At 71.4% G+C, this 24,740-nt stretch carries 24 protein-coding genes and 1 riboswitch; of the genes, 12 read left to right on the top strand and 12 right to left on the bottom strand.

Annotated features, from left to right (window positions below; genetic code table 11):
- Window positions 1-67 precede the first annotated feature (67 nt).
- From ABZ098_RS07905 to ABZ098_RS07895, 3 genes are read left to right on the top strand one after another with little or no spacing between them, the layout of a single operon-like run.
- A complete protein-coding gene (locus tag ABZ098_RS07905) occupies window positions 68-463 on the top strand; it encodes a hypothetical protein (RefSeq protein WP_356588338.1) in 396 nt (131 codons plus the stop codon).
- Complete coding sequence (locus ABZ098_RS07900; RefSeq protein ID WP_356588336.1) at window positions 460-981, top strand: DCC1-like thiol-disulfide oxidoreductase family protein; 522 nt, start codon at window positions 460-462, stop codon at window positions 979-981. Before ABZ098_RS07905 ends, ABZ098_RS07900 begins: the two co-directional genes overlap by 4 nt.
- A gap of 11 nt (window positions 982-992) precedes the next feature.
- Window positions 993-1,730: a TetR family transcriptional regulator gene (locus ABZ098_RS07895; protein WP_356588334.1), complete on the top strand. Its 738-nt coding sequence runs from the start codon at window positions 993-995 to the stop codon at window positions 1,728-1,730.
- A 5-nt stretch (window positions 1,731-1,735) separates the two neighbouring features.
- Here ABZ098_RS07895 and ABZ098_RS07890 read toward each other — a convergent pair whose 3' ends face one another.
- Window positions 1,736-4,147: an MMPL family transporter gene (locus ABZ098_RS07890; RefSeq protein WP_356589345.1), complete on the bottom strand. Its 2,412-nt coding sequence runs from the start codon at window positions 4,145-4,147 to the stop codon at window positions 1,736-1,738.
- A gap of 166 nt (window positions 4,148-4,313) precedes the next feature.
- Between ABZ098_RS07890 and ABZ098_RS07885 the strand changes: the two genes are divergently transcribed.
- On the top strand, window positions 4,314-5,015 hold the full coding sequence (locus tag ABZ098_RS07885) for a response regulator transcription factor (protein ID WP_356588332.1): 702 nt from the start codon (window positions 4,314-4,316) through the stop codon (window positions 5,013-5,015).
- Window positions 5,012-6,466: a HAMP domain-containing sensor histidine kinase gene (locus ABZ098_RS07880; RefSeq protein ID WP_356588330.1), complete on the top strand. Its 1,455-nt coding sequence runs from the start codon at window positions 5,012-5,014 to the stop codon at window positions 6,464-6,466. Before ABZ098_RS07885 ends, ABZ098_RS07880 begins: the two co-directional genes overlap by 4 nt.
- Before the next feature lie 262 nt (window positions 6,467-6,728).
- Here ABZ098_RS07880 and ABZ098_RS07875 read toward each other — a convergent pair whose 3' ends face one another.
- From ABZ098_RS07875 to ABZ098_RS07860, 4 genes are all read right to left on the bottom strand, one after another.
- Window positions 6,729-7,127 (bottom strand): ATP-binding protein, encoded by a 399-nt coding sequence (locus ABZ098_RS07875; RefSeq protein ID WP_356588328.1) that lies wholly within the window; start codon window positions 7,125-7,127, stop codon window positions 6,729-6,731.
- Window positions 7,128-7,148: 21 nt separating this feature from the next.
- Window positions 7,149-8,705: an ABC transporter substrate-binding protein gene (locus tag ABZ098_RS07870; RefSeq protein ID WP_356588326.1), complete on the bottom strand. Its 1,557-nt coding sequence runs from the start codon at window positions 8,703-8,705 to the stop codon at window positions 7,149-7,151.
- A gap of 195 nt (window positions 8,706-8,900) precedes the next feature.
- A complete protein-coding gene (locus ABZ098_RS07865) occupies window positions 8,901-10,226 on the bottom strand; it encodes a metallophosphoesterase (RefSeq protein ID WP_356588325.1) in 1,326 nt (441 codons plus the stop codon).
- A 6-nt stretch (window positions 10,227-10,232) separates the two neighbouring features.
- Entirely contained in the window at window positions 10,233-10,493 is a 261-nt protein-coding gene (locus ABZ098_RS07860; protein WP_007384221.1) for an SCO4848 family membrane protein, read from the bottom strand.
- A gap of 91 nt (window positions 10,494-10,584) precedes the next feature.
- On the opposite strand from ABZ098_RS07860, the gene ABZ098_RS07855 reads away from it, so the two are divergent.
- Window positions 10,585-11,880, top strand: a complete 1,296-nt coding sequence (locus tag ABZ098_RS07855; protein ID WP_356588324.1) for a D-alanyl-D-alanine carboxypeptidase — start codon at window positions 10,585-10,587, stop codon at window positions 11,878-11,880.
- Here ABZ098_RS07855 and ABZ098_RS07850 read toward each other — a convergent pair.
- On the bottom strand, window positions 11,825-12,736 hold the full coding sequence (locus tag ABZ098_RS07850; protein WP_356588323.1) for a YihY/virulence factor BrkB family protein: 912 nt from the start codon (window positions 12,734-12,736) through the stop codon (window positions 11,825-11,827). The two genes, ABZ098_RS07855 and ABZ098_RS07850, sit on opposite strands and share 56 nt — an antisense overlap.
- A 176-nt stretch (window positions 12,737-12,912) precedes the next feature.
- Between ABZ098_RS07850 and ABZ098_RS07845 the strand changes: the two genes are divergently transcribed.
- Window positions 12,913-14,286, top strand: a complete 1,374-nt coding sequence (locus ABZ098_RS07845) for an FAD-binding oxidoreductase (protein WP_356588321.1) — start codon at window positions 12,913-12,915, stop codon at window positions 14,284-14,286.
- 56 nt (window positions 14,287-14,342) lie between these two features.
- A complete protein-coding gene (locus tag ABZ098_RS07840) occupies window positions 14,343-15,098 on the top strand; it encodes a decaprenylphospho-beta-D-erythro-pentofuranosid-2-ulose 2-reductase (protein ID WP_356588319.1) in 756 nt (251 codons plus the stop codon).
- Window positions 15,099-15,177: 79 nt separating this feature from the next.
- Here the strand turns inward: ABZ098_RS07840 and ABZ098_RS07835 are convergent, their stop codons facing one another.
- Both ABZ098_RS07835 and trpS read right to left on the bottom strand, forming a co-directional pair.
- A complete protein-coding gene (locus tag ABZ098_RS07835; RefSeq protein ID WP_356588317.1) occupies window positions 15,178-15,762 on the bottom strand; it encodes a 2'-5' RNA ligase family protein in 585 nt (194 codons plus the stop codon).
- Window positions 15,763-15,946: 184 nt separating this feature from the next.
- Complete coding sequence (gene trpS, locus ABZ098_RS07830) at window positions 15,947-16,960, bottom strand: tryptophan--tRNA ligase (RefSeq protein WP_356588315.1); 1,014 nt, start codon at window positions 16,958-16,960, stop codon at window positions 15,947-15,949.
- 142 nt (window positions 16,961-17,102) lie between these two features.
- Between trpS and ABZ098_RS07825 the strand changes: the two genes are divergently transcribed.
- The 4 genes from ABZ098_RS07825 (at window position 17,103) to ABZ098_RS07810 (ending at window position 20,164) form a co-directional block, all read left to right on the top strand.
- Window positions 17,103-17,663 (top strand): sigma-70 family RNA polymerase sigma factor, encoded by a 561-nt coding sequence (locus tag ABZ098_RS07825; RefSeq protein WP_356588313.1) that lies wholly within the window; start codon window positions 17,103-17,105, stop codon window positions 17,661-17,663.
- Window positions 17,656-18,570, top strand: coding sequence for a hypothetical protein (locus ABZ098_RS07820; protein ID WP_356588311.1), 915 nt, complete (start codon window positions 17,656-17,658; stop codon window positions 18,568-18,570). The genes ABZ098_RS07825 and ABZ098_RS07820 overlap by 8 nt, the downstream gene beginning before the upstream one ends.
- A 158-nt stretch (window positions 18,571-18,728) precedes the next feature.
- Window positions 18,729-19,379 (top strand): hypothetical protein, encoded by a 651-nt coding sequence (locus ABZ098_RS07815; protein WP_356588309.1) that lies wholly within the window; start codon window positions 18,729-18,731, stop codon window positions 19,377-19,379.
- Window positions 19,380-19,594: 215 nt separating this feature from the next.
- Complete coding sequence (locus ABZ098_RS07810; protein ID WP_356589343.1) at window positions 19,595-20,164, top strand: hypothetical protein; 570 nt, start codon at window positions 19,595-19,597, stop codon at window positions 20,162-20,164.
- Window positions 20,165-20,202: 38 nt separating this feature from the next.
- On the opposite strand, the gene ABZ098_RS07805 is transcribed toward ABZ098_RS07810, so the two are convergent.
- The 4 genes from ABZ098_RS07805 to ABZ098_RS07790 form a co-directional block, all read right to left on the bottom strand.
- Complete coding sequence (locus tag ABZ098_RS07805; protein ID WP_356588307.1) at window positions 20,203-21,654, bottom strand: glycine hydroxymethyltransferase; 1,452 nt, start codon at window positions 21,652-21,654, stop codon at window positions 20,203-20,205.
- Between the two features lie 41 nt (window positions 21,655-21,695).
- A riboswitch (ZMP/ZTP riboswitch) is annotated at window positions 21,696-21,785 on the bottom strand.
- A 111-nt stretch (window positions 21,786-21,896) separates the two neighbouring features.
- Complete coding sequence (locus ABZ098_RS07800) at window positions 21,897-22,748, bottom strand: LLM class flavin-dependent oxidoreductase (protein WP_356588305.1); 852 nt, start codon at window positions 22,746-22,748, stop codon at window positions 21,897-21,899.
- A gap of 368 nt (window positions 22,749-23,116) precedes the next feature.
- On the bottom strand, window positions 23,117-24,301 hold the full coding sequence (locus tag ABZ098_RS07795; protein WP_356588303.1) for a glutathionylspermidine synthase family protein: 1,185 nt from the start codon (window positions 24,299-24,301) through the stop codon (window positions 23,117-23,119).
- 11 nt (window positions 24,302-24,312) lie between these two features.
- A complete protein-coding gene (locus ABZ098_RS07790) occupies window positions 24,313-24,702 on the bottom strand; it encodes a hypothetical protein (RefSeq protein ID WP_356588301.1) in 390 nt (129 codons plus the stop codon).
- Window positions 24,703-24,740: the final 38 nt, after the last annotated feature.

The following is a 24,740-nucleotide window of genomic DNA, read 5'->3' as shown; positions in this document are numbered from 1 at the left end:
ACGTTCAAAAGTAGGTCTACAGTCTCCCCTGTCAGCGTTTTGAACGCGTTCAACATAAGGGGGGCGCATGGACCGCACGGTCGTCGCCTACGTCATCTACCTCGTCGTCAGCATCGCCCTGACCGTCTGGGTGGCCCGCACGCTCAGCAGGAACGGACGGATCTTCCTCGCCGACGTACTGCGCGGGAACGAGAAGCTCGCCGAGGCCGTCAACCACCTCCTGGTGGTCGGCTTCTACCTCGTGAACCTCGGGTTCGTCGCGCTGTACCTCAGCGGCGACGGAACGATCGAGAACACGCGCGGTGTCTTCGAGGCCCTGTCCACCAAGGTGGGCGTGGTGCTGCTGGTGCTCGGCGTGATGCACCTGGCCAACGTGTACGTCCTCAACCGGATCCGCAGGCGGGGCGCCATGGAGCGGGAGCAGGTGCCGCCGGTCGCGCCGCAGGACTGGGTCCGGGCATGACGGGCCGAACGGCCACAGGGAGCACGGCGGACCGCACCCCGGTCCGCCGGCTCACCGTCCTGTACGACGCCGAATGCTCGCTCTGCGCCTTCCTGCGCGACTGGCTCGTACGGCAGCCGCAGTTGGTGCCCCTGGAGATGGTGCCGGCCGGGTCGGAGGAGGCCCGGCGGAGGTATCCCGGGCTCGACCACCGTGCCACGCTCGACGAGATCACCGTGGTCGGCGACTCCGGGCAGGTCTACCGCTCCGCGGCCGCCTGGATCGTCACCCTGTGGGCGCTGCGCGAGCACCGGGGACTCGCGCACCGCCTCAGCACACCGTCGGGCGCGCGGTTCGCCAGGGGGGCCGTGCTCGCGGCGGCGAAGTGGCGCGGGGCGCAGTGGGGCGGGACGCGTCCCGGGGGCGCGGGCTGGGGCGGGCGGGTGTACCGGCGGACGGACGGGTGGTCTTACGACCCGAGTCTGGGCTGGACCCACACTCCGCCGGGGTGCGACAACGGCACCTGCGCCACTGGCTAGGCTCTCTTGTCGTGCCCGCCAAGAACGAAGGTCCCGAAGAGAGCTCCGCGCCGTCCACCAAGTCCGAGCAGACTCGCGCGCTGATCCTGGAGACGGCCATGCGGCTGTTCCAGGAGCGGGGTTACGACAAGACCACCATGCGGGCCATCGCCCAGGAGGCCGGTGTCTCCGTCGGCAACGCGTACTACTACTTCGCCGGCAAGGAACACCTGATCCAAGGCTTCTACGACCGGATCGCCGCCGAGCACCAGGTGGCGGTCCGGGACGTGCTGGCCCGGGAGAGCGACCTGGAGGCGCGTCTCGCGGGCGTGCTGAAGGTCTGGCTGGACATCGCGCAGCCGTATCACGAGTTCGCGGTGCAGTTCTTCAAGAACGCCGCCGATCCCGACAGCCCGCTCAGTCCCTTCTCGCCCGAGTCGGAGCACGCGCGCGTGGAGGCGATCGCCGTGCACCGGGAGGTCCTGCGGGGGGCGACGAGGACGAAGGTGCCCGAGGAACTGCGGGACATCCTGCCCGAGTTGATGTGGCTGTCCCAGATGGGGCTCGTCCTGTACTGGATCTTCGACCGCACGGAGGGCCGGGAGCGCAGTTACCGGCTCGCGGAGCGCGGCGCCCGGATCACCGCGCGGGGCGTGTCGCTGGCCCGGTTCCGGGTGCTCAGGCCGCTCGTGCGGGAGGTGCACGAACTGTTCACGGACTTCCTGCCGGGGATGACGAAGGTGATGCCGGACCCCGGCAGGAAGTCCTAGACACGTCAGTTGACGGCGTCGACCTCGCCCTCGGCCAGTTCGATGTCGTACACCAGCGGTCCCTGACCCACGACGACGTGCCGCGCGCGCGAGCCGTACGTCGGGGCCGTGGTCGCCAGCAGATACGTCCCCGGCGCCGGGACCGAGACGATGTACGAGCCGTCGGCCAGCGACTCCACCCGGTCCAGTTGGCGGCCCCCGCCCGACAGCAGTGTGACGGCCGCGCCCGCCACGGGCTCCCCCTCCGCCGTGCGGACGAAGCCGTGGACGGCCGACGCGGGGCCGCTGTCCGCGCGGGCCCCGGGTGAGGGTGCCGCCTCCTCCTTCGGCTCGACCGCCAGGTGCGGCAGCCGCTTCTCCAGCCCCTTGGGCAGCCACCAGTTGGAGTCGCCGAGCAGATGCATCGCGGCCGGCACCAGGGCCGTGCGCAGGATGAAGGCGTCCAGGGCGACCGCGGCGGCGAGTCCGACGCCCGCCATGGCGGCGCCGTAGTCGCCGCTGAGAACGAACGCCAGGAACACGCAGACCATGATCAGGGCGGCGGAGTTGATGACGCGGCTGGTCTCGGCGAGGCCCACGCGCACCGCGCGCGCGTTGTCCCGCGTGTGCACCCACTCCTCGTGCATCCGGCTGACCAGGAACACCTGGTAGTCCATGGAGAGGCCGAACAGGAGCGACAGCATGATGATCGGGAGGAAGGCCGCGATGGGGCCCTCCTTGCCGAGGCCCAGCAGGTCAAGGCCCCAGCCCCACTGGAAGATCGCGACCAGGACGCCGAACGAGGCGGCGGCCGCGATCAGGTTCATGAGGGCGGCCGTCAGCGGGACCACGATCGAGCGGAAGGCGACCAGGAGCAGCAGGAAGCCGAGACCGATGATCGTGGCGATGAAGTACGGCAGCCGGTCGGCCGTCACCGACGCGAAGTCCTTGGAGACCGCCGTGACGCCACCCACGTGCGCCTCGACGCCCGCCTTGGGGATCACCTCGCCCCGCAGGGTGTCGATGAGTTCGTCGGTCTCCTCGGCCTGCGGTGAGGTGGTCGGGACGACCTGGATGACCGTGACGCCGTTGGCGGGGGGTACGGCGGCCACCTGGGCCACGCCCTCCGTCTGCCGGATGCTCGCCGCCAGGGACTGGCCCGCGTCGCCGTTCACGACGACCTGGAGCGGCCCGTTGAAGCCGGGACCGAAGCCCTCGGCGAGCAGGTCGTAGGCCTTCCTGGTGGTCGACGAGGCCTCGTCGTTGCCCTGGTCCACCGTGCCGAGGCGCAGGGAGAGCAGCGGCAGGGCGAGCAGCGCCATCACGGCGACCGCGAGGACGGCCACCGCGCGCGGGCGGCGTTCGACGGTCGCGGACCAGCGGGCGGCGAGACCGCTCGGACGGTCCGTGTCGGGACCGTTCGCGGCCAGCCTGCGCCGCTGCCGGCGGCTGAGGACCCGGTGGCCCAGGAGGCCCAACAGCGCGGGCAGCAGGGTCACGGCCGCGAGGACGCTGAGGATCACGGTCAGCGAGGTGCCGATGACCACGCCGTCCAGGAAGCGCAGGTTGGTCACCAGCATGCCGGCCAGCGCGATGCACACCGTGCCGCCCGCGAACAGCACGGCCCGCCCCGAGGTGTTGAGGGCGGTGACCGCCGCCTCCTCGGGGTCGAGGCCGCGCTGGATGCCCTTGCGGTGCCGGGTGACGATGAACAGGGCGTAGTCGATGCCGACGCCGAGGCCGATCAGGGTGGAGAGCAGCGAGGCGAGTTCGGGCACGTTGGTGACATGGCTGATCAGCGTCGTGGAGAACACGCCGGTGCCCACGCCGAACAGGGCCACCAGGATCGGCAGCAGCATCGCGAAGAGCGAGCCGAACGCCAGGAACAGCACGACGGCCGCCGCGAGGATCCCGACGATCTCGGCGGTTCCGGTGGGCGGCTCCTGCACGCGCGTGATGGCCTGTCCGCCCAGTTCGACCTGGAGGCCGTCACCGCGCGCGCGGTCCGCCGCGTCGACCACTTCCTGCACCAGGTCCTTCGGTACGGCGTTCGCCTGCTCGGCGAAGGTGACCTGGGCGTACGCGATCCGCCCGTCCTTGCTGACCTGCGCCGCGCCGCGTGCCCCGTACGGGTCGGTGACCTCGCCGACGCCCTTCATGGCGCCGATCTCCTTCAGCGCGGGCTCGATCCGGGACCGTACGGCCTGGTCCCGCACCGATCCCTCCTCGACCTTCCACACCACGGTGTCGGTGTCGCCCGCGCGCTCCGGGAAGGCCTTCTCCAGCAGGTCGTACGCCCTCTTGGAGTCCGTGTCGGGCAGCGAGAAGACGTCCGCGTAGTTCGTGCCCGCGGACGTGCCCGCCGCGCCGAGCCCGAACAACGCCCCCACCCACAGCAACAGGACCACCAGCCGGTGCCGATAGCACCAGCGTGCCAATACCGCCACGCTCCACACTCCCCAATCGGTCTTCGGTCGGTCCCCCAGGTCCTCGCAACAGGATTGGCGGCGGCACGCGCGCGTGGACATGAGACGCCCATGACTCTCAAGGAACTCCAAAGGGCGGACCGGCCCGACTGTCAGTGGCCCGGCCGATACTGGGGGCATGACTGGGGGAGAGACGGAACATCCGGGGACCGTGCTGGTGGTGGAGGACGAGGAGAGCATCGCCGACGTCCTCGCCATCGCCCTGCGCTACCACCGGTTCGAGGTGATGGTCGCGGGCTCCGTGCGCGAGGCGCTCGCGCTCACCGACCGCACCCGCCCGGACGCGGCCCTGCTCGACGTCATGCTGCCGGACGGCGACGGCCGCGCCCTCGGCCGTGAACTGCGCGAGCGGCGGCCCGACCTGGCCCTGGTCTTCCTCACCGCGCGGGACTCCCCGGCCGAGATCGTCGGCGCCCTCGGTTTCGGCGACGACTACATCACCAAGCCCTTCAACATCGACGAGGTCGTCGCCAGGATCACCGCCGTCCTGCGCCGCACCCGACCGGCCGACGTCCTGCCGCAGCGCCCCCCGCTGCGCTACGGCGACCTGGAGCTGGACGAGACGACGTACTCGGTGCACCGCGACGGCCGCACGGTCCAGCTCACCCCCACCGAGTACGCCCTCCTGCGCTTCCTGGTGCGCAACGGCGGCCGGATCGTCCCCAAGGAACAACTCCTGCGCCACGTCTGGCAGTACGAGCACACCCCGCCCGAGTCGACCGTCGTGGAGACCTACATCAGCTATCTGCGGCGCAAGCTGGACACCCTGGGACCGCCGGTGATCACCACCCGGCGGGGTGTCGGATACGGGCTCGCATGAAACTGCGCCTGCCCCGCCGCCGACACGGCATCCACTCGCTGCGCGGCAAGCTGACGCTGGCCAATGTGGTGCTGCTCGCGATCGGCATCGTCGCGGCGACCGCCGTGAGCGTGATGGGCATGCGGTACTACCTGCTCGACCAGATCGACAGCGAGCTCATCAAGACCCGGGACTCCCTGGGCGGTGCGCGGCTCACCCTGCGGGAGATCGACTCGCTGAGCATGCTGAGCTTCGTCCGCGACCGGCTCGTTCCCGCGCAGGCGGACCAGGAGCGCTCGGCGGAGACCGTCTTCGCGGCCGTCGACAGCCGGGGCGAACCGGTCCGGATCCTCGGCTTCGATCCGACCGAGTCACAGCGCGGCCTCGCGAAGGCGGTGGGCGACCCCGGCGCGCTCGCCGCCGACTCCGAGCCGCACGACGTCACCATGGACGGCTCCACCTACCGCGCCACGGCGGCCCGGCTCGGCGACGGCAGCTACGCGCTGCTCGCGGCCCCCACCGACGTCCTGCACCAGGGCGTCGCCAAGGCTGTCCGGCTCGACCTCGCGATCGGCAGCCTGCTGCTCGCGCTGCTGGCCTGTCTGACGATGTTCAGCGTCCGGCGCCGGATGCGGCCGCTGGAGGACATGGTGGAGACCTCGTCGGCCATCGCCGAGGGCGACCTGACCCGGCGCATCCCCTCCAGCTGCGAGGCCACCCTGGAGGTCGAGCAGCTCCGGGTGGCCCTCAACTCCATGCTCCACCAGGTCGAGTCGGCGTACCGCACGCGCGAGCGCAGCGCGGCCCAGCTCCGCAGCTTCGTCGCCGACGCCTCGCACGAGCTGCGCACCCCGCTGTCCGCGATACGGGGCTACCTCCAGCTCTACGACAAGGGCATGCTCTCCGACCCGGACGAGCGCAAGCGTGCCTGGGCCCGGGTTCTCGCGGAGACCGACCGGATGGGCCGGCTCGTCGACGAACTGCTCACCCTCGCCCGCCTCGACCAGCAGCCCGAACTGCGGTTCAGGAACGTCGACCTGAGCCGGCTGGTGCGGGAGGCGGCCGAGGACCTGCGGGTGCAGCAGCCCGACCGGCCCGTCGAGGTCGCCGCCGAGGGCTCCCTGCTGGTGCGGGCCGACGAGTCGGGGCTCAGACAGGTCCTGGGCAACCTGCTGGGCAACGTACGCACGCACACGCCCGCCGACGTGCCGGTGCGGCTGGGGGTGGAGCGCGAGGACGGGGTCGTACGGCTGTGTGTCGCGGACGAGGGTCCGGGGCTGTCCGCGGACGACGCGGCCCGCGTCTTCGACCGGTTCTTCCGGGTCGGCGGCGGGGCGGGCAGCGGCCTCGGCCTGGCGATCGTGCAGGGGGTGGTCCGCGCCCACGGCGGCGAGGTGGAGGTGCGCACGGCCCCGGGCGAGGGACTGGCGGTGACGGTCACCCTGCCGGTGCGGGCGTGCGAGGGGCAGTGACTCCACGCGTACGTCTGCTTGGTCGGCGTGCGGGGGGGTGACTCCACCCGTACGTCTGCTCGGTTGGCGTGCGGGGGGTGACTCCACCCGTACGTCCGCTGGGTCGGCGTGCGGGGGGAACTCCACGCGCACGTGCGCTCAGTGGGTGTGAGACAGGGAGGCCCACGCGTACGCGCGCTCAGTCGGCGTGAGAGCGGGAGGGCCCCACGCGTACGCGTGCTCAGTCGGCGTGAGAGCGGGAGGACCCCACGCGCACGTCCGCTCAGTCTGCCGTCACCAGGGCCCACACGGTCTTGCCGTGGCGGCCCCGGCTCCACACGCCCCACGCGGCGGCGACGTTCTCCACCAGGTGCAGACCGCGGCCGGCCTCCTCGAACTCGCCGACCACCCGCAGCCTGGGTTCCAGCCGGCCCCCGTCGGAGACCTCTATGAGGCAGGAGCCGTCCGCGAGGGCGGTCACCGCGACCTCGAACTCCCGCTCCAGGAAAGGCCCGTGGCGCACCACGTTGGTGGCCAGCTCCGACACCAGCAGCACCGCGTCGGCGAGTGCCGGATCATCCGGTTCGTGCCCCCAGTCGGCCAGCTGGTCCCGGACCCGGCGCCGGGCGAGGCCGACGGAAGCCGGATGCCGGGGCAGCCGGAAGGAGTTGCGTCTCAGCACGGCTGCGTGATCGCGTCGGGGTCAGATCCAGTCGAGGCGCCAGAGCCTGAAGACCCCGGTGCCGTCCGAGAGGTACTGGCCGCCACCGACGTCCTCGCTGGTCACGACGTAGTCCTTGGCCTGCCACAGCGGGATGACCGGGACGTCGTGGGCGATCGACGCCTGGACGTCACGGAAGTCCTTCTCGGCCTCGCCGCGGTCGGCGTAGCGCTGGCTGTCCTGAATCAGATGGTCGACCTCGTTGCTGCTGTAGCCGGTGTTCATGGTGCCTTCGGTGCCGACCAGCGGGGAGCCGTAGGTGTCGGGGTCGGGGTAGTCGGCCACCCAGCCGACCGCGTAGGCGTCGAGCTTCCCGGTCGCCCAGCGCTTCTGGAAGTCGGTCCACTCGTAGCCCTTGAGCGTCACCTTGAACAGGCCGCTCGCCTCCAGCTGCTTCTTGAGCTCCTTGGCCTCCGCGGCGGCGGAACCGCTGTTCAGGCCGTAGCCGTAGGTGAAGCTGACCGGGGTGGTCACGCCGGCCGCGGTGAGCAGGGCGCGTGCCTTCTTGACGCTCGGCTCCGGGTAGTCGTCGAAGAACGACGTGGTGTGCCCGGTGATGCCGGTCGGGATCAGCGAGTAGAGCGGGTCGACGGTCCCCTCGTAGACGGAGGCGGCCAGTTGCTCGCGGTTGATCAGCCAGGCCATGGCCTGACGCACCTTGACGTCGTGCAGCGGCTTGCCCGCGCGGGTGTTGAGGTAGAGGTTGCGAACCTCGGAGCTGTCGGCCTCCGAGACGCGCTGGCCGGGGTCGCTCGGGTTGAGCCCGGCGAGGACGTTCGGCGGCAACTGGCGGTAGGCGACGTCGATCCGCTTGGACTTCCAGGCGCTGTTCAGCTTGTTCGAGTCGCCGTAGTAGTCGAGTTCGACCGGGCGGCCGGTGCCGCTGATCTCGCCCTTGTAGTCGCCGTTGGGCGTGAGGACCGCCTTCTTCCCCTTGGTGTACGACTTCAGCTCGTACGGGCCGGTGCCGTCGACGCCGTTGCCGGTGCGCAGGGAGCGCGCGGGGTACTTGGTGCTGTCGACGATGGCGCCGGCACCCGTGGCCACCTTGAACGGGAAGGTGGCGTCGGGCGAGGACAGCCGGAAGGTGACCGTCCGGCCGCTGACGCCGACCGACTCCAGGGTGTCCAGGAGGGCGGCCGGACCGACGTCCGAGTTGATCTTCTTGACCCGGTCGAAGGAGTACTTGACGTCCTCCGCGGTCATCTCACGACCGCTCGGGAACTTGAGCCCCTCGCGCAGCACACAGCGGTAGGTGCGCAGATCACTGCCCACGAAGGCACAGCTCTCGGCCGCGTCCGGGACGGGTGTGGCACTGCCCGGCTCGAAGGCCAGCAGTGACTGGAAGACGTTGTTGAACAGCGCCCACGAACCGGCGTCATAGGCGCCGGCCGGGTCGAGTGAGGTGACCTCGTCGGTCGTCCCCACCTTGATCGTTCTACCCGCTGCCCCGTCGGACGGGAGCAACTGCCAGCCGCCTACCCCCACAACCCCCAGAACGAGCAGCGTCGCGAGAATCCGCATGCGAACCGACCGCATCGGTTTGCCCTCCCCGGACCCCTGTGGGTCCCAGTGCACATGCCACCCCCTAGTGGCGCGAATCACCTAATCACAGGTGTTTCACCTGGGGGAAGAGGGATTTGTCGAGTTGGGCAAGACGTTACCGCGAGGAGTTTCGGCCATGTTTCACAGCGCTCTCACAGCTCTCCCCGCGCAGATCCTCCAGGGCTCCGTTCAGGCCTGCTTCGACGCCAGTTCGATCACCGTGATGTCGGACGGGGCGCCCACGCGCGTGGGCGGGCCCCAGGCGCCGGCGCCGCGGCTGACGTAGAGCTGGGTGTCGCCGTAGCGCTCCAGTCCGGCGACCGTCGGGTTCGCGGCCTCGGCGAGGAAGTTGCCGGGCCAGAGCTGGCCGCCGTGGGTGTGGCCGGAGAGCTGGAGGTCGACGCCGTGGTCGACGGCGTCGTGGATCTGGACCGGCTGGTGGGCGAGGAGCACGCACGCGCGTGCCGTGTCCCGGTCGCCGAGGGCCTTGGCGAAGTCGGGGCCCTGGCCCTCGCTCTCGCCCGCGATGTCGTTGACGCCGGCGAGGTCGAACCAGGCCAGTTCCGTACGGTCGTTCTCCAGCGGGCGCAGACCGAGCCGCCGTACCTCCTCGACCCACTGCTCGGCGCCGGAGAAGTACTCGTGGTTGCCGGTGACGAAGAACGAGCCGTGCCGTGCCTCGAGCCGGGCCAGGGGGGCGGCCGCCGGGCCGAGGTCCTTCACGCTGCCGTCGACCAGGTCGCCGACGACCGCGATGAGGTCGGGCTGGGTCGAGTTGATGGTGTCGACGACCCTCTGGGCGAAACCGCGGCCCAGCACCGGGCTCAGGTGGATGTCGCTGACCACCGCGATCCGGTAGCCGTGCGCCGCGCGCGGGAGCTTCGCCAGCGGCACGGTGACCCGCTTGACCCCCGGGCCGCGCAGCACCCCGTAGGTGCCGGTGCCCACGGTGCCCACGGCGGCCGCGGCGGCGGCTCCGGCGACGACCCGGGAGACGAAGAGGCGACGGGAGGGGCCCGCGGCGAGGGCGGGCGAGCCGGGTTCGCGCGGCTCCTCGGACGCTGAGGCGCCGTTCCCCCGCTCCTGCGGCTCCTCGGGCGCCGGTCCGCCCTGTCCCGGCTCCTGCGGCTGCTCGGCCGGCGCCCCCGCCGGCACCCGCTCCGGACGCGGTACGGCGGCCACGGCCGGCTCCCCGCGCCGGTCCCGGCGTTCGAGGAAGCGGCGCAGCAGGGGCCGTACGACCTCTCCCGCCACGACCGCGAGCAGCAGGTAGATCGACAGCGCCAGCCACAGGAAGCCCGGCCACGCGAGGACGCGCTGGAGCCAGAAGGGCGCGCCGGTGCGCTCCGCGACCAGGGCGGCGATCGCCAGCACCCAGCCGCCCCCGATGAGCACCGCGCCCGCGCGGCGGGTCCGGCCGGGGCCGCCGGTGGTGTCGCGGAACAGGCGACGCCACAGGTACCAGTTGGCCGTCACCAGGACGGTCAGGGCGAGCAGTGCGAAGACGATGACCACGGTCTGCTAACTCTCCGGGGTCGGCTGTGAGTTCCGGCGCAGTGCCCGCACTCCACGCAACCCGATGAGCCCGACGACCGTCCCCAATACGAAGGAGACGACAGCCAGCAGCAGGTGCACCCAGAAGTACCCCGTGGGGTCGCCCGCGTCGTCGAACGCGAGGCCGCTGGCGTCCTTGACGAGGTTCTTGACGAAAGTGATCCAGATGATCCAGCTCCACACCCCGAAGGCGAGCAGGAACCAGGAGACGGGGCGGCTGAGCTTCATGGGTCCAGTATCGCGAGCCGCCGCGCGGGTCGGCGGCCGGGGTGGGGAGGGCGGCGGGACTTCACCGTCCGCGGCATGTACGTTCCTGAGCGTGTCCGCTCCCCTGAAGAAGACCGCCGGGCGATCCCTGCTGGTCACCTCCGCCGCCCTGTCGTCCCTCGCGCTGGCCGCGCCCGTCGCCCTCGCGGCTCCCAGTCCCACCCCGAGCGCGTCCCCGAGCGCCACTCCCCCGGCGAAGATGTCGACCGTGGGCGGCGCGCGGCTCGGCCTGGCGGGCACCCAGGTCAATCTCGCGAGCGGGCTGCCGGTGCTGCCGAAGGACCTCACCGCGCGGTCCTGGATCGTCACCGACGCCGAGTCCGGCGATGTGCTCGCCTCGCACAACGCGCACTGGCGGCTGCCCCCCGCGAGCACCCTGAAGATGCTCTTCGCGGACACCTTGCTGCCGAAGTTCGCCAGGACCGAGAAGCACAAGGTCGTCCCCTCCGACCTCGAGGGCATCGGCGCCGGTTCCAGCATGGTCGGGATAAAGGAGGGCGAGACCTACACGGTGCACGATCTGTGGCTCGGTGTCTTCCTTCGCTCCGGCAACGACGCGGTGCACGTCCTGTCGGCGATGAACAAGGGCGTCGCCAAGACCGTGAACGAGATGAACGAGCACGCGGAGGAGCTCCAGGCCCTCGACACGCACGTGGTCAGCCCCGACGGCTACGACGCCCCCGGCCAGGTCTCCTCCGCCTACGACCTGACCCTGTTCGCCCGCTCCGGACTGCAGAAGAAGGACTTCCGAGAGTACTGCTCGACGGTCACCGCGAAGTTCCCCGGCGAGACGAAGAAGAACAAGAAGGGCAAGACCGTCCGAAAGCCCTTCGAGATCCAGAACACCAACCGACTGCTGAGCGGCGACTACGACATCTCGCAGTACCAGGGCATCGCAGGTGTGAAGAACGGCAACACCACCAACGCCGGCGCCACCTTCACCGGCGTCGCCGAGCGCAATGGCAGGGTGCTGCTCGTCACCGTCATGAACCCGTCCAAGGAAGGGCACAACGAGGTCTACAAGGAGACCGCGAAGCTCTTCGACTGGGGCTTCAAGGCGGCCGGCAAGGTCGAGCCGGTCGGTGAGCTGGTGCCGCCGAAGGGTGCCGCGCAGCCGGGTACCTCCGGGCAGGCGGGGGGCGGCTCCGGTGGCTCCGGGCAGTCAGCGGGCCCCGGGGCCTCGGACCAGCCCGTCACCTCCGCCACGGCCGACGGCGGCTCCCGCGGCATGGAGACCGCCTTCGCGATCGCCGGCGGGCTCCTCGTGCTGCTCGCGGGCGCCGCGTTCCTCGTCAACCGCCGGTGGCCGCTGCCGGATCTGGTACGTCGTCGCTCGTCCCGTCCGTGAGCTCCTGCTCCTTGCTCCCCGTCGCCGTCCACGCGGCGCAGAACAGCACCAGTTTCGCCGTGAAGTTGATCCACAGCAGCAGGGCGACGGGGACGCCGAACGCGCCGTACATGCTCTTCGTCGCCACGCCCTGCATATAGCCGCTCAGCAGCAGCTTCAGCAGCTCGAAGCCGACCGCGCCGGTCAGCGCGGCGACGAACAGCCGACGGCGCCTCGGCTCGACCCCGGGCAGCAGGGTCAGGACGTACAGCAGGAGCAGGAAGTCGGCGAGTACGGCGATGACGAAGGCGGCGGCCTGCAGCAGGGCCCGGCCCGCGCCGCCCTCCTGGAGGCCCAGTCCCCCGCCGATCCAGTCGACCAGCGCCGAGGCGACGGTGGAGATGGCGAGCGTGACCAGGACGGCGCCGCCGAGCCCGACCAGGATGCCCAGGTCCTTGCCCTTGCGCAGGACCGCGTTCTCGTCCTCGTCGGGCAGCTCCCACACCGCGCGCAGGCACTCGCGCATCGAGCCGGCCCAGTTGATGCCGGTGAACAGCAGGGCGGCCGCGGCGATGAGGCCGACGGTGCCGGCGTTCTGCACGAGGTCGTCGATGTTGAGCTGGTCGGAGATGCCGGGCACCTGGTCGGCGATCTTGTTCTGGAGGTCGTTCTGCTGCTTCGTGCTGAGCGTGGCGGCGGCGATCGCGGCGGCCACGGTGAGCACCGGGAAGAGCGCTACGAAGCTGGTGAACGTCATCGCGGCGGCCAGCCGGGTCCACTTCACCCGGTCCAGCCGTTCGTACGACCGCCACGCGTGCGTGGCCGTCAGGCGCACCCAGAGGGGCCCGACGACGGGGAGTCTCTTCAGCCAGTCCATGATCGGATCTTGCCCTCCGCGCGGAAGACCGATGTGCGAGTACCCCCGAAAACACGGCACGGCGGCCCAGCCGAATCCCCGGAAATATTGAGCGACATCCCATTAATCACCCATTCCGGGGAGAGTCGTGAGGTTTACGAACGAATTGCGTCCATAGCGGCGATACGGTCACCGGCATGTCTGTCGACACCGTTCCCGTCACGGGGTGGGGCCGCACCGCCCCCACCGCGGCCCGTCCGATCCGTCTGAGGAGCTACGAGGAGGCCGTGGCCGCCGTCCGGGGCCGAGGGGCCCGCGGAGGCATCCCGAGGGGGCTGGGGCGGGCCTACGGGGACGCGGCACAGAACGCCGGCGGCGCGGTGTTCGACATGACCGCTCTGAACCGCGTGCACGCGATCGACGCCGAGGGCGGCAGCGTGCTGTGCGACGCGGGTGTCTCCCTGCACCGGCTCATGGAGGTGCTGCTGCCTCTCGGCTGGTTCGTGCCGGTGACGCCCGGCACCCGCTACGTCACGATCGGCGGCGCGATCGGCGCGGACGTCCACGGCGGTAACCACCATGTCTCCGGTTCCTTCTCCCGCCATGTGCTGTCCTTCGAACTCCTCACCGCCGACGGGGAGATCCGCACGGTGCGCCGCGGCACGCCCCTGTTCGACGCGACCACCGGGGGCATGGGCCTGACCGGGATGATCCTCACCGCGACGGTCCAGCTCCAGCCGGTCGAGACCCCGCTGATGTCGGTCGACACGGAACGCGCGCGGGACCTCGACGACCTGATGGTCCGTCTGACGACCGGGGATCGCGGATACCGCTACTCGGTCGCCTGGATCGACCTGCGGGCCCGCGGCGTCGCGACGGGGCGGGCGGTGCTGACCCGGGGCGACCACGCGCCGTCGGCAGCGCTGGAGCGGCCGGGGCGGCTCGCCGGGAGCACGCGCGCGCGTAACGACCCGCTGCCCTTCCGGCCCGGGCGTTTCCCGGCCCCGCCCGCCTTCCTCCCCGAGGGGCTGGTCAACCGCACGACCGTGGGACTGTTCAACGAGCTCCGGTACCGGCGGGCGCCCCGCGCGCGTACCGGCCGGCTGCAGCGGATCTCCGCCTTCTTCCACCCCCTGGACGGCGTGCCCCACTGGAACCGGGTCTACGGCAGCGGCGGCGTCGTGCGGTACCAGTTCGTCGTCGGACACGGCCAGGAGGAGGCCCTGCGCCGGATCGTGCGGCGGATCTCCGGACAGCGGTGCCCGTCGTTCCTCGCCGTCCTCAAGCGGTTCGGGGACGCCGCCCCCGGATGGCTCTCGTTCCCGGTGCCCGGCTGGACCCTGGCCCTGGACCTCCCGGCCGCTCTGCCGGGCCTCGGCGCCCTCCTCGACGAACTGGACGAGGAGGTGGCCGCGGCCGGCGGGCGGGTCTGCCTCGCCGAGGACTCCCGCCTGCGGCCGGAGCTGCTCGCCGCGATGTACCCGCGCCTCGACGACTTCCGTGCGCTGCGCGCGGAGCTGGATCCGCGCGGGGTGTTCACCTCCGACCTGTCCCGCCGTCTCACCCTCTGAGTCCTCTGAGCCCTCTCGGTCCTCTGAAGACCCCAGGCCCTCCCAAGGAGCTGTTCGTGAAGGACGCTTTCGGCATCCCCCAGTCCCTGCTCGTGCTCGGCGGTACGTCCGAGATCGCGCTGGCCACCGTCCGCCGTCTCGTGGTCCGTCGCACCCGCACGGTGTGGCTGGCGGGGCGCCCCTCCCCCGGCCTGGAGTCGGCCGCCGCGGAACTGCGCACCCTGGGGGCCGAGGTCCGTACCGTCGCCTTCGACGCCCTTGACCCCGAGTCCCACGAGGCGGTGCTCGGCAAGGTCTTCGCCGAGGGCGACGTCGACATGGTGCTGCTCGCCTTCGGGATCCTCGGCGACCAGGCCCACGACGAGCGGGACCCGGTCGCCGCGGTCCGGGTGGCGCAGACCAACTACACGGGCGCCGTCTCGGCCGGCCTGGTGTCCGCGCGCGCGTTGCAGGCCCAGGGGCACGGCTCGCTCGTCGTGCTCTCCTCCGTCGCCGGCGAGCGCGCCCGCCGCGCCGACTTCATCTACGGCTCCAGCAAGGCCGGCCTCGACGTGTTCGCGCAGGGGCTGGGCGACGCCCTGCACGGCACGGGCGTGCACGTGATGGTCGTACGGCCGGGGTTCGTGCGGTCGCGGATGACCGCCGGCCTGGAGGAAGGGCCGCTCGCGACCACTCCGGAGGCCGTGGCGACGGCGATCGAGCTGGGCCTGCGGCGCCGCTCGGAGACGGTGTGGGTGCCGGGAGCGCTGCGGGTCGTGATGTCGGCGGTACGGCATGTGCCGCGGGCGCTGTTGCGACGGCTGCCGCTGTAACTCCTGGTATGGCGGGCGGAGCCGCGGTGGCAGCGGTAGCACCAGGCAGTACAACCGGTGACAGCGGTTGTACCAGGAGTTACAACTGGCTCGTGGGCAGGGAGCCGCGCTCCACGTGCCCCGCCTGGGGCGGCACGACCGACCCGCCGAAGGTGAACTCGCGCAGCTTGCGCCACACCCCGTCGGCGCCCTGCTCGTAGAGCGCGAAGCCGGTGCAGGGCCACTCGGCCTCGAAGTCGCCGAGCTCCTCGAAGGCGCGGTCCATGGCCGCCTCGTCGATGCCGTGGGCCACCGTGACGTGCGGGTGGTACGGGAACTGGAGTTCCCGCGCGACCGGCCCGGAGGCGTCACGGACCTGCTTCTGGAGCCAGGTGCAGGCCTCGGCGCCCTGGACGACCTGGACGAACACGACGGGTGACAGCGGCCGGAAGGTGCCGGTGCCGGACAGCTTCATCGGGAACGGCCGGCCCGCCGCGGCGACCTCGGTGAGGTGCGCCTCGATGGCGGTCAGCGCGGTGTCCGCGACCTCTGTGGGCGGCAGGAGCGTGACATGGGTGGGGATGCCGTGAGCCGCGGCGTCGCCGAAGCCCGCACGCTGCTCCTGGAGCAGGCTGCCGTGAGGCTCCGGGACCGCGATCGACACACCGATCGTTACGGTCCCCACGTCGTCTCCTGTTCGTCCCGGTCGTCCTGTCGGATCGGTTCCCAGCCGTCCGGCTATCGACTGTACGGCCACGGCTGTGCTGTGGGCAGGCGCAGGCATAGTGATGTGCAGCGCTCTGCCCGGTGGTGCTGGTGTGCGGTACGCCCGGTGCCCGGCGGCCGGTGCCGACGGGCCGGGGCGGCGGTCAGTGTTTGGCGGGCAGGAAGCCGACCTTCTCGTACGTCTGGGCAAGGGTCTCCGCGGCGACCGCGCGGGCCTTCTCCGCGCCCTTGGCCAGGATCGAGTCCAGCGTCTCCGGGTCGTCCAGGTACTGCTGGGTCCGCTCCCGGAAAGGCGTGACGAACTCGACGACGACCTCGGCGAGGTCCGTCTTGAGCGCGCCGTACAGCTTGCCCTCGTACTGCTGCTCCAGCTCCGGGATGCCGGTGCCGGTCAGGGTCGAGTAGATGGTGAGCAGGTTGCTGACGCCCGGCTTGTTCTCGGCGTCGTAGCGGATGACGGTGTCGGTGTCCGTGACCGCGCTCTTGACCTTCTTGGCGGTGGCCTTCGGCTCGTCGAGGAGGTTGATGAGGCCCTTCGGCGTGGACGCCGACTTGCTCATCTTGATCGACGGGTCCTGGAGGTCGTAGATCTTCGCCGTCTCCTTCAGGATGTACGGCTTCGGGATCGTGAAGGTCTCGCCGAAACGGCCGTTGAAGCGGGTGGCGAGGTCGCGGGTCAGCTCGACGTGCTGGCGCTGGTCCTCGCCCACCGGCACCTCGTTGGCCTGGTAGAGCAGGATGTCCGCGACCTGGAGGATCGGGTAGGTGAACAGGCCGACGCTCGCGCTGTCGGCGCCCTGCCGGGCGGACTTGTCCTTGAACTGGGTCATGCGGGAGGCCTCGCCGAAGCCGGTGAGGCAGTTCATGACCCAGGCGAGCTGGGCGTGCTCGGGGACGTGGCTCTGGACGAAGAGCGTGCAGCGGTCCGGGTCGAGGCCCGCGGCGAGGAGCTGGGCGGCGGCCAGGCGGGTGTTGGCCGTGAGCTCCTTCGGGTCCTGCGGGACCGTGATCGCGTGCAGGTCTACGACCATGTAGAACGCGTCGTGGGACTCCTGCAGGGCCACCCACTGGCGGACGGCGCCGAGGTAGTTGCCGAGGTGGAACGAGCCTGCGGTGGGCTGGATTCCGGAGAGCACGCGGGGTCGATCAGAGGCCATGCCCACCATTCTCTCAGGTGCCGGGGGCCGATCCGGAACCAGTCGGAAACAGATGTGCCACGGGTGGGAACCGATTCGGTCCGGGCGGTGTACCCATGATGTGAGGACGCGGGAGGGGGGCCGCATCGTCGATGAGGCCGCGGTGATCGCACGCGTACGCGCCGGAGACCCGGAGGCGTACGCGGAGCTGGTGCGGGCCCATACGGGCCTGGCGCTGCGAGCGGCCGCGGCGCTCGGGGCGGGTGCGGACGCGGAGGATGTGGTGCAGCAGGCCTTCGTCAAGGCGTACTGCTCGCTGGGCCGCTTCAAGGAGGGCTCGGCGTTCAAGCCATGGTTCATGTCGATCGTGGCCAATGAGACGAGGAACACAGTGCGCGCGGCGGCACGCCAGCGCACGCTCGCCGGCCGCGAGGCTGCCTTCGCGGAGGCCGAGCCGCTCATACCGGAATCTGCGGACCCCGCGACGGCGGCCGTGGAGATAGAGCGCCGTGCCGCCCTGGAGTCCGCGCTGCAAAAGCTGAGCGAGGAACACCGCCTGGTCGTCACCTACCGCTATCTGCTGGAGATGGACGAGTCCGAGACGGCCCAGGCACTGGGCTGGCCCCGGGGGACGGTGAAGTCCCGGCTGAACCGTGCGCTGCGCAGACTCGGCAAGCTGCTGCCCGATGTCGAGCTCCGGGAAGGGGGTGATGAGCGTGAGTGAGTCCTACGGCGGTGAGGGCCCCGGCGACGGCGCGCGTGAGCGTGCGTCCCGACTGCCCGAGGAGCTGCGGGCGCTCGGGCGTTCGCTGGACGCGCCGGGCGGGGGCGGGGCCGAGTCGATGGTGGAGCGGGTGCTGGAGCAGATACTCGCCGAGCGGCTGCCGGTCCCGGTGGCGCAGGCGTCGGGTCCCGGTGAGCGGCTGCGGGCGGTGCGGCGGTGGACGCGGGCGCGGTGGCGTTCGCTGACCGCGACCCTGTGCGGGCTGCTGGCGGTGCTCGCGCTCACCCCTCCGGTGCGGGCGGCGGTCCTGGACTGGTTCGACTTCGGCGGGGTCGAGGTGCGGTACGACCCGTCGACGGTGCCCTCGCCGGGGGCGGAGGTGCCCGGCTGCGGGCGTTCGGTGTCACTGGCGCAGGCCGAGCGGCGGGCGGGGTTCGAACCGCTGGTGCCGACGGCACTCGGCCCTCCGGACGTGGTGACGGTGACGGCCGAGCCGCGGGGGCGGTCCCTGGTGAGCCTGTGCTGGCGTGAGCGGGGGCGCACCGTCCGGCTGGACGAGTACCCGGCCCGTCTGGACATCGGCTTCACCAAGAGTGTGCGGGAGCAGCCGGAGTGGCTCTCGCTGCGCGGGGGCTCCTCGGAGCTCGGGGCGGTCAATGACACGGCTCTGTGGTTTCCGCGGCCCCATCTGCTGAGTTTCTGGCTGGTGGACGCGGCCGGCTCCCCCTACGCGCGAGAGCAGCGGACCGCCGGGCCGACGCTGCTGTGGATGCACAGGTCGGGCGTCCTGGACGTGCCGGATGTGACGCTGCGGCTGGAAGGGGTCGCGTCGAAGGCGCGGGCTGTGGAGATCGCGAAGTCCCTCGGCGAACCGGAGAGCGAGGGCGCCGGGAAGTCCTCGGATTAGTGCGGGCGAAGTGGGAACCCCGTCGGGCCGGGCGGTGTACCAGAAGTGACACGCGGCTCGCGGACGGGCCGCACGGGGATCGTCTGTTGGGGGTCGGCATGAAGAGCAGCAGGGGCGGGCTGAGGAGCCGTTGTCGTGAACTGGCGGCAGGGGCGGGCGTGTTGGGGGCTTTGCTCGCGGTGACCGTGTGGGGTGCGCCGTCCGCGTCGGCGGGCGGGCCGACGAGCGTGCTGGTGGTCTCGCCGGAGAGCAGGGAGACGGCGTCGCTGTACTGCTCCGACGAGCGGTACGCGGAGTTGGATCGGCTGCTCGGTCCTTCGAGCGCGGACACCCGTACCAGGCCGTCCGAGGAGAAGCTGCTCGCCGCCCGGCAGATCAACGTCACCTGGATGGCGCACGACGTCTCACCGTGGCGGCTGGACCAGGTCTACCCGCTGGCCGACGGGGACCAGGTCTGGATACACAGCGAGGTGCCGGAGGCGGTGAACGGCCATTGGCACCGCACGAAGAACCCCGCTCAACTGCGCGCCCTGCTGACGGACTTGGGTGTGATGGGCAAGGTCTCCGGCGAGGGCCACGCCATCATCCCGGCGCCCGCGCAGGAGTCGGAGAGCGACGCGGGGGCGGCGGACACGGAGTCCGCGAGCCTGTCGTCCACCGCGGACGACGACACCGAGTGGTGGTGGGCGATTCCGGGTCTGGCCGCGGGGGCGGTACTGGCGCTGGTACTGCGGCCGTTCGTGCTGGGCAAGCCGTGGGGCCGGCTGCGCGCAGAGCCGGGGCCGCGTCAGGAACTGCGCGATGTGTGACGAAAGGACGTGCTCGCGAGCTTGAGGAAGCAAGGCCGGGTCGATCGAGGGGGATGGCAGTGCGGAGCAGACTCGCAGAACTCCGGCTCGCACCGCGCAGGGTGTTCGCGGCGCTCGCACCGTTGGCCGCGGTGGTGACCGTGCTCACGGTGCCTGCGGCCGACGCGGCGAAACAGCCGACTCGGGAGGCGAGCCTGGACAGGCCCGACCTGGCCATGGTCGTCACCGGCGGCTCGGGACGGACGCAGGCCGTGCGGGCCGACGAGCCGTACTTCACTCGGCTGTGGCAGCTTCTGCAGCCGACGTACACGGGCACGGAGCCGGTCTCGGACGCCTGGGAGGAGGGCCGCTATCCGCCCGTGCGGTTCACCGTGCTCTGGGGGCTGACAGGGGTCGGCGGCTGGCCTTCGACGGATTCGGCGCCGGGTGGTGATGTGGCGGTGGCGCGGGAGGACCAGCTGTTCCTGGCCGGGGACGGCACACCGTGGGTGCGCTCGGATCCGGCGCCGGAGCTGGAGGACGACGACATCCGCTGGCACCGGGCGCCTCGGGAGGTCTTCGACCGGCTGGACCGGGCGGGCCTCGCGGGCGGTGCCGGGGAGGGGCGGGGCGAGGGGGCGAAGGGTTCGACGGGCCCGGAGCGCGGCGTGTGGTGGGCGGTGCCGGGGCTCGTCGTGGGATTCGCGGCGGGAGTCGGCGGCACGCGGCTGATACGCCGCGCGGCGGTCGGGCCGGGGGCCGGACCGCCGCGGGACGAGCCACGACAGGAACTCATCGACCTCTAGGAGTCGCCGGTCTTTGACAACTCAAGACAGGACGCGTGTCAGCCGAGGTCGACCTCCGGGTACAGCGGGAAGCCCGCCACGAGGTCGGTGGCCCGGTGGGAGATCTCGTCCGCGACCTTCGGGTCCAGGATGTGCTGGGCCTTGGAGGGTGCGCCCTTGCTCGTGGTGCCGGGCTCCGTGGTGGTGAGGACGCGGTCGATGAGACCGGCGACCTCGTCCATCTCTGCGGTTCCGAGACCACGGGTGGTCAGGGCGGGGGTGCCGATGCGGATGCCGGAGGTGTACCAGGCGCCGTTCGGGTCGGCCGGGATGGCGTTGCGGTTGGTGACGATGCCCGACTCGAGCAGGGCGGCCTCGGCCTGGCGGCCGGTGAGGCCGTAGGAGGAGGCCACGTCGATCAGGTTGAGGTGGTTGTCGGTGCCGCCGGTGACCAGGGTGGCGCCGCGGCGCATCAGGCCCTCCGCGAGGGCGCGGGAGTTGTCGACGATCCGCTGGGCGTAGTCCTGGAAGGAGGGCCGGCGGGCCTCGGCGAGGGCGACGGCCTTGGCGGCCATGACGTGCGGGAGCGGGCCGCCGAGGACCATCGGGCAGCCGCGGTCGACCTGGTCCTTGAGGGAGTCGTCGCACAGCACCATGCCGCCGCGCGGGCCGCGCAGGGACTTGTGGGTGGTGGTGGTGACGATCTGGGCGTGCGGGACCGGGTCGAAGTCGCCGGTGAGGACCTTGCCGGCGACGAGACCGGCGAAGTGGGCCATGTCGACCATGAGCGTGGCGCCGACCTCGTCGGCGATCTCGCGCATGATCCGGAAGTTGACCAGCCGGGGGTAGGCCGAGTAGCCGGCGACGATGATCAGCGGCTTGAACTCGCGGGCCGAGGCGCGCAGGGCGTCGTAGTCGACGAGGCCGGTGGCGGGGTCGGTGCCGTAAGAGCGCTGGTCGAACATCTTGCCGGAGATGTTGGGGCGGAAGCCGTGGGTGAGGTGGCCGCCGGCGTCCAGGGACATGCCGAGCATGCGCTGGTTGCCGAAGGCCTGGCGGAGCTCGGCCCAGTCGGCGTCGGAGAGGTCGTTGACCTGGCGGACGCCGGCCTTCTCCAGGGCGGGGACCTCGACGCGCTGGGCGAGGACGGACCAGAAGGCGACGAGGTTGGCGTCGATGCCCGAGTGGGGCTGGACGTAGGCGTGGCGGGCGCCGAAGAGCTCCCTGGCGTGCTCGGCGGCCAAGGACTCGACGGTGTCGACGTTGCGACAGCCGGCGTAGAAGCGGCGGCCGACGGTGCCCTCGGCGTACTTGTCGCTGAACCAGTTGCCCATCGCGAGGAGGGTGGCCGGGGAGGCGTAGTTCTCGGAGGCGATCAGCTTGAGCATCTCGCGCTGGTCGTGGACCTCCTGGCCGATGGCGTCGGCGACGCGCGGCTCGACGGCGCGGATCACGTCGAGGGCTGCGCGGAAAGCCGTGGACTCGGTGGACAGGGGCTGCTGCTCTGACATGGCGGCCTCCGGGTTGCGTGGCTTGAAGCGGTCACGGATCACGGTTCGGCCCAGGCGCACGGCACTTGGTCACTCACAGGCCGCTCCCCGATGGTCCGTCCCATCCCAGCGCGCCAGTCACGGCCTGTCGGCCAGCCTACCGGGCACGTCGAAGGGCACCTGTGCGGCGTCCACCATGCGAGCGACGGTTTCGAGGCCGGGCCGTGGGGTCCCGGGCCTCGAAGCCGTGGCTGCGGTGGACGTCAGAACAGCACGTCGGCGAGGCGGTCGATCTGGTCGGCGTCCGAGGCCCAGCAGTAGAGGATCACCTCGTCGGCACCGATGCCGAAGTAGGCGTCGGCGGTCTCGCGGATCTGCCGCGGTGTGGTGAGCAGGCCGGCCTCCATGTAGGCGACGTGGCCGCTGAAGGCGTAGTAGTCGCGGAGGTTGCGGCGGGCCCCTTCCAGGGTGCTGTCCGGGCCGAGAGCGACGTTCGCCTGGGCGACCAGGCGGGGGCGGCCGGGGCGGTCGTGCTTCTGCCAGGTTGTTTCCACGTCGCGGAACAGGTTGGACATGAAGGAGGGCGGCAGGGCGGCGCCGAGGAAGCCGTCGCCGAAGCGGCCGACGCGTTCGAGGGCGGCGGGGGCGAAGCCGCCGAACAGGACCTCGGGGCCGCCGGGGGTGGCGGGGGCGGGCCCGATGGGGCCGACGCCTTCTCCGTACGGCTCGCCGGACCAGGCGCGGCGCAGCAGGGTGAGCTGTTCGTCGAGGCGGCGGCCTCGGCGGTGGATGTCGATGCCTGCGGCCAGGCAGTCGTCCTCGCGGCCACCGACACCGATGCCGAGTGTGAAGCGGCCGCCCGAGAGGCGGTCGAGGGTCGCCGTCTGCTTGGCGAGCAGGGCGGTGTTGTGGAGGGGGGCGAGCAGCACCTCGGTCTGGACGCGGATGCGGGAGGTGGCACCGGCGAGGGTCGCGAGGGTGATGAGGGGCTCGGGATTGTCGTAGACCAGGCGGTCGAGCAGGCCGAGGGTGCGGAAGGGGCTCGCGTCGGCGCGCCGGGCCCAGGTGAGCAGCTCGGCGGGGTCGTCGATGGGCAGGCCGAGGCCGATGTTCATGGGAGAGTCCTCCGGAGGGCATACGGGATCCGCCGGTCGGCCGGATCCGGTGCCGCCCCTCCGTGGTGCCGCGCGCTGTGCGCGGACCTGCTCCCGTTCTGCGGCGATGGTTCCAGAGAGCGTGTGCGTCAGAGTGCGCCGACCGTAACGCGGCCGGGCGCGGCGCGACAACGCGTTTTCTCCGGCGCTCGTCGGTAGGGCTACGGGGACGCGGTCCGGGGTGCCCACCGGACGAACACTTCCCGGCCGCCCCGACTCTGCACCACGCACCCTCGACGAGCCCCCGGAACCGGCCCACACACCCCCGCAGCCCAGCCCCCAGCCCCCAGCCCCCCAGCCCCCCAGGGCCGGCTCCCCCGGCCGCAGCCTCAGAAGATCACGTGCGGCAAGAAGCGTGCGTACTCGTCGGTGATCAGGCCGGACGATTCCCGGATGCCGAGGCCCGCCGACTCGTCCTCCACGATCCAGGCGCCGAGGACCACGTGGTTGCCGTCGAAGGCGGGGAGGGGGGCCAGTTCCTGGTAGCAGCACGGCTCGTCGCGGAGCACCGCGCCGGTGCCGGGTTCGTGGACCGTCACCCCGGCGCCCTCGCGGCCGAGCAGCGGCTTGGCGACGTAGCCGGTCGTGTTGGCCAGGTGCCGGGGGCCGTCGAGGTGGGCGGGGAGGAGGTTGGGGTGGTCCGGGTACAGCTCCCAGAGGATCGCGAGGAGGGCCTTGTTGCTGAGAAGCATCTTCCAGGCGGGTTCGATCCACAGGGTGCTGCCGGTGCCGCCGCCGTTGTCGAGGGTGTCGAGGACGTGGGTGGCGAAGCGGTCCGTGGTGAGCCACTCCCAGGGGTAGAGCTTGAAGCAGCTGCGGATGAAGCGGAGTTGGTTGTCGACGAACCGGCCGGAGAGGGGGTCCCAGCCGATCTCCTCCATGGAGATCCAGTCGGTGTCCAGGCCCGCCTGTTCGGCGGTCTCCTTGAGGTAGGCGACCGTCATGAGGTCCTCGCCGAGTTCGTCGGCGGACGAGTGCGCGAAGTAGAGCGGGCTGCCGGGCGGCAGGAGGGCGGCCTGCTTCTTCCAGGCGGCGACGAGGCGTTCGTGGAGGGAGTTCCACTGGTCGGCGCCGGGGAAGCGCTCCTCCATCCAGAACCACTGGGGTGAGGCGGCCTCGACGAGGGAGGTGGGTGTGTCGGCGTTGTACTCCAGCAACTTGGCCGGGCCGTCGCCGTCGTGGCGGAGGTCGAAGCGGCCGTAGACGGAGGGGAGTTCGGCACGCCGGCGCCAGGACTCGGCGACCGCCTCGGCGACGCGCGGGTCGGTGATGCCGAGGTCGGCGAAGCGGTTCGCGGTGACGATGTGGTCGGCGGCGGTCAGGCACATGCGGTGGAGGGTCTCGACGGTCTCCTCCAGCGCCTCCACCTCGGGGAGCGTGAAGGAGTAGTAGGCGCTCTCGTCCCAGTAGGGGCGCAGGGAGTCGTCGGGGTGGCGGGTGAGCGGGTAGACGAGGCCCTGGGCCTCGACGGTCTGCTGCCAGCCGGGGCGGGGGGTGATGGTGTGTCGACGCATGATGTCCGGCCTCAGCCGCCGGAGCTGCCCTTGCCGGCGCCGCTGTGGCCGCCGCCGTCGCCGTCCCCGCTGCCTCCGCTGCCGAAGCCGCCGCGGTCGACCCCGCTGCCGCCGCTGCTGGACGAGCCGCCGGAGCTCTTGCCGGACTTCTTGGTGAAGGAGCCGCCCGAGACCCAGCTCCCCTTCTTCTTGCCGCCGTAGTAGTAGGTGCCGTTGGCCGAGGTGCTGGACTTGCAGTTCTTGTCGGCGACGACCTTGTAACCCTTGCCGAGGGTGTAGCTGTCGCGGTCGACACAGCGCTTGTCGGGGTCGGAGGAGCAGGCGGTCAGGGCCATGGCGAGCAGTCCCACCCCGCCGAGTGCGACCGTGCCCGAGCGAAGTCGCCGGCGTGCGTCCGCCATGTTCGTGTCTCCCCCTTGGTCAGGCCCTGGGCCTGGTG

Source organism: Streptomyces sp. NPDC006335 (assembly GCF_040612795.1).
Taxonomy (GTDB): domain Bacteria; phylum Actinomycetota; class Actinomycetes; order Streptomycetales; family Streptomycetaceae; genus Streptomyces.
Note: the sequence above shows the minus strand (reverse complement) of the source record. Positions and strands in the feature narration are given on the sequence as shown.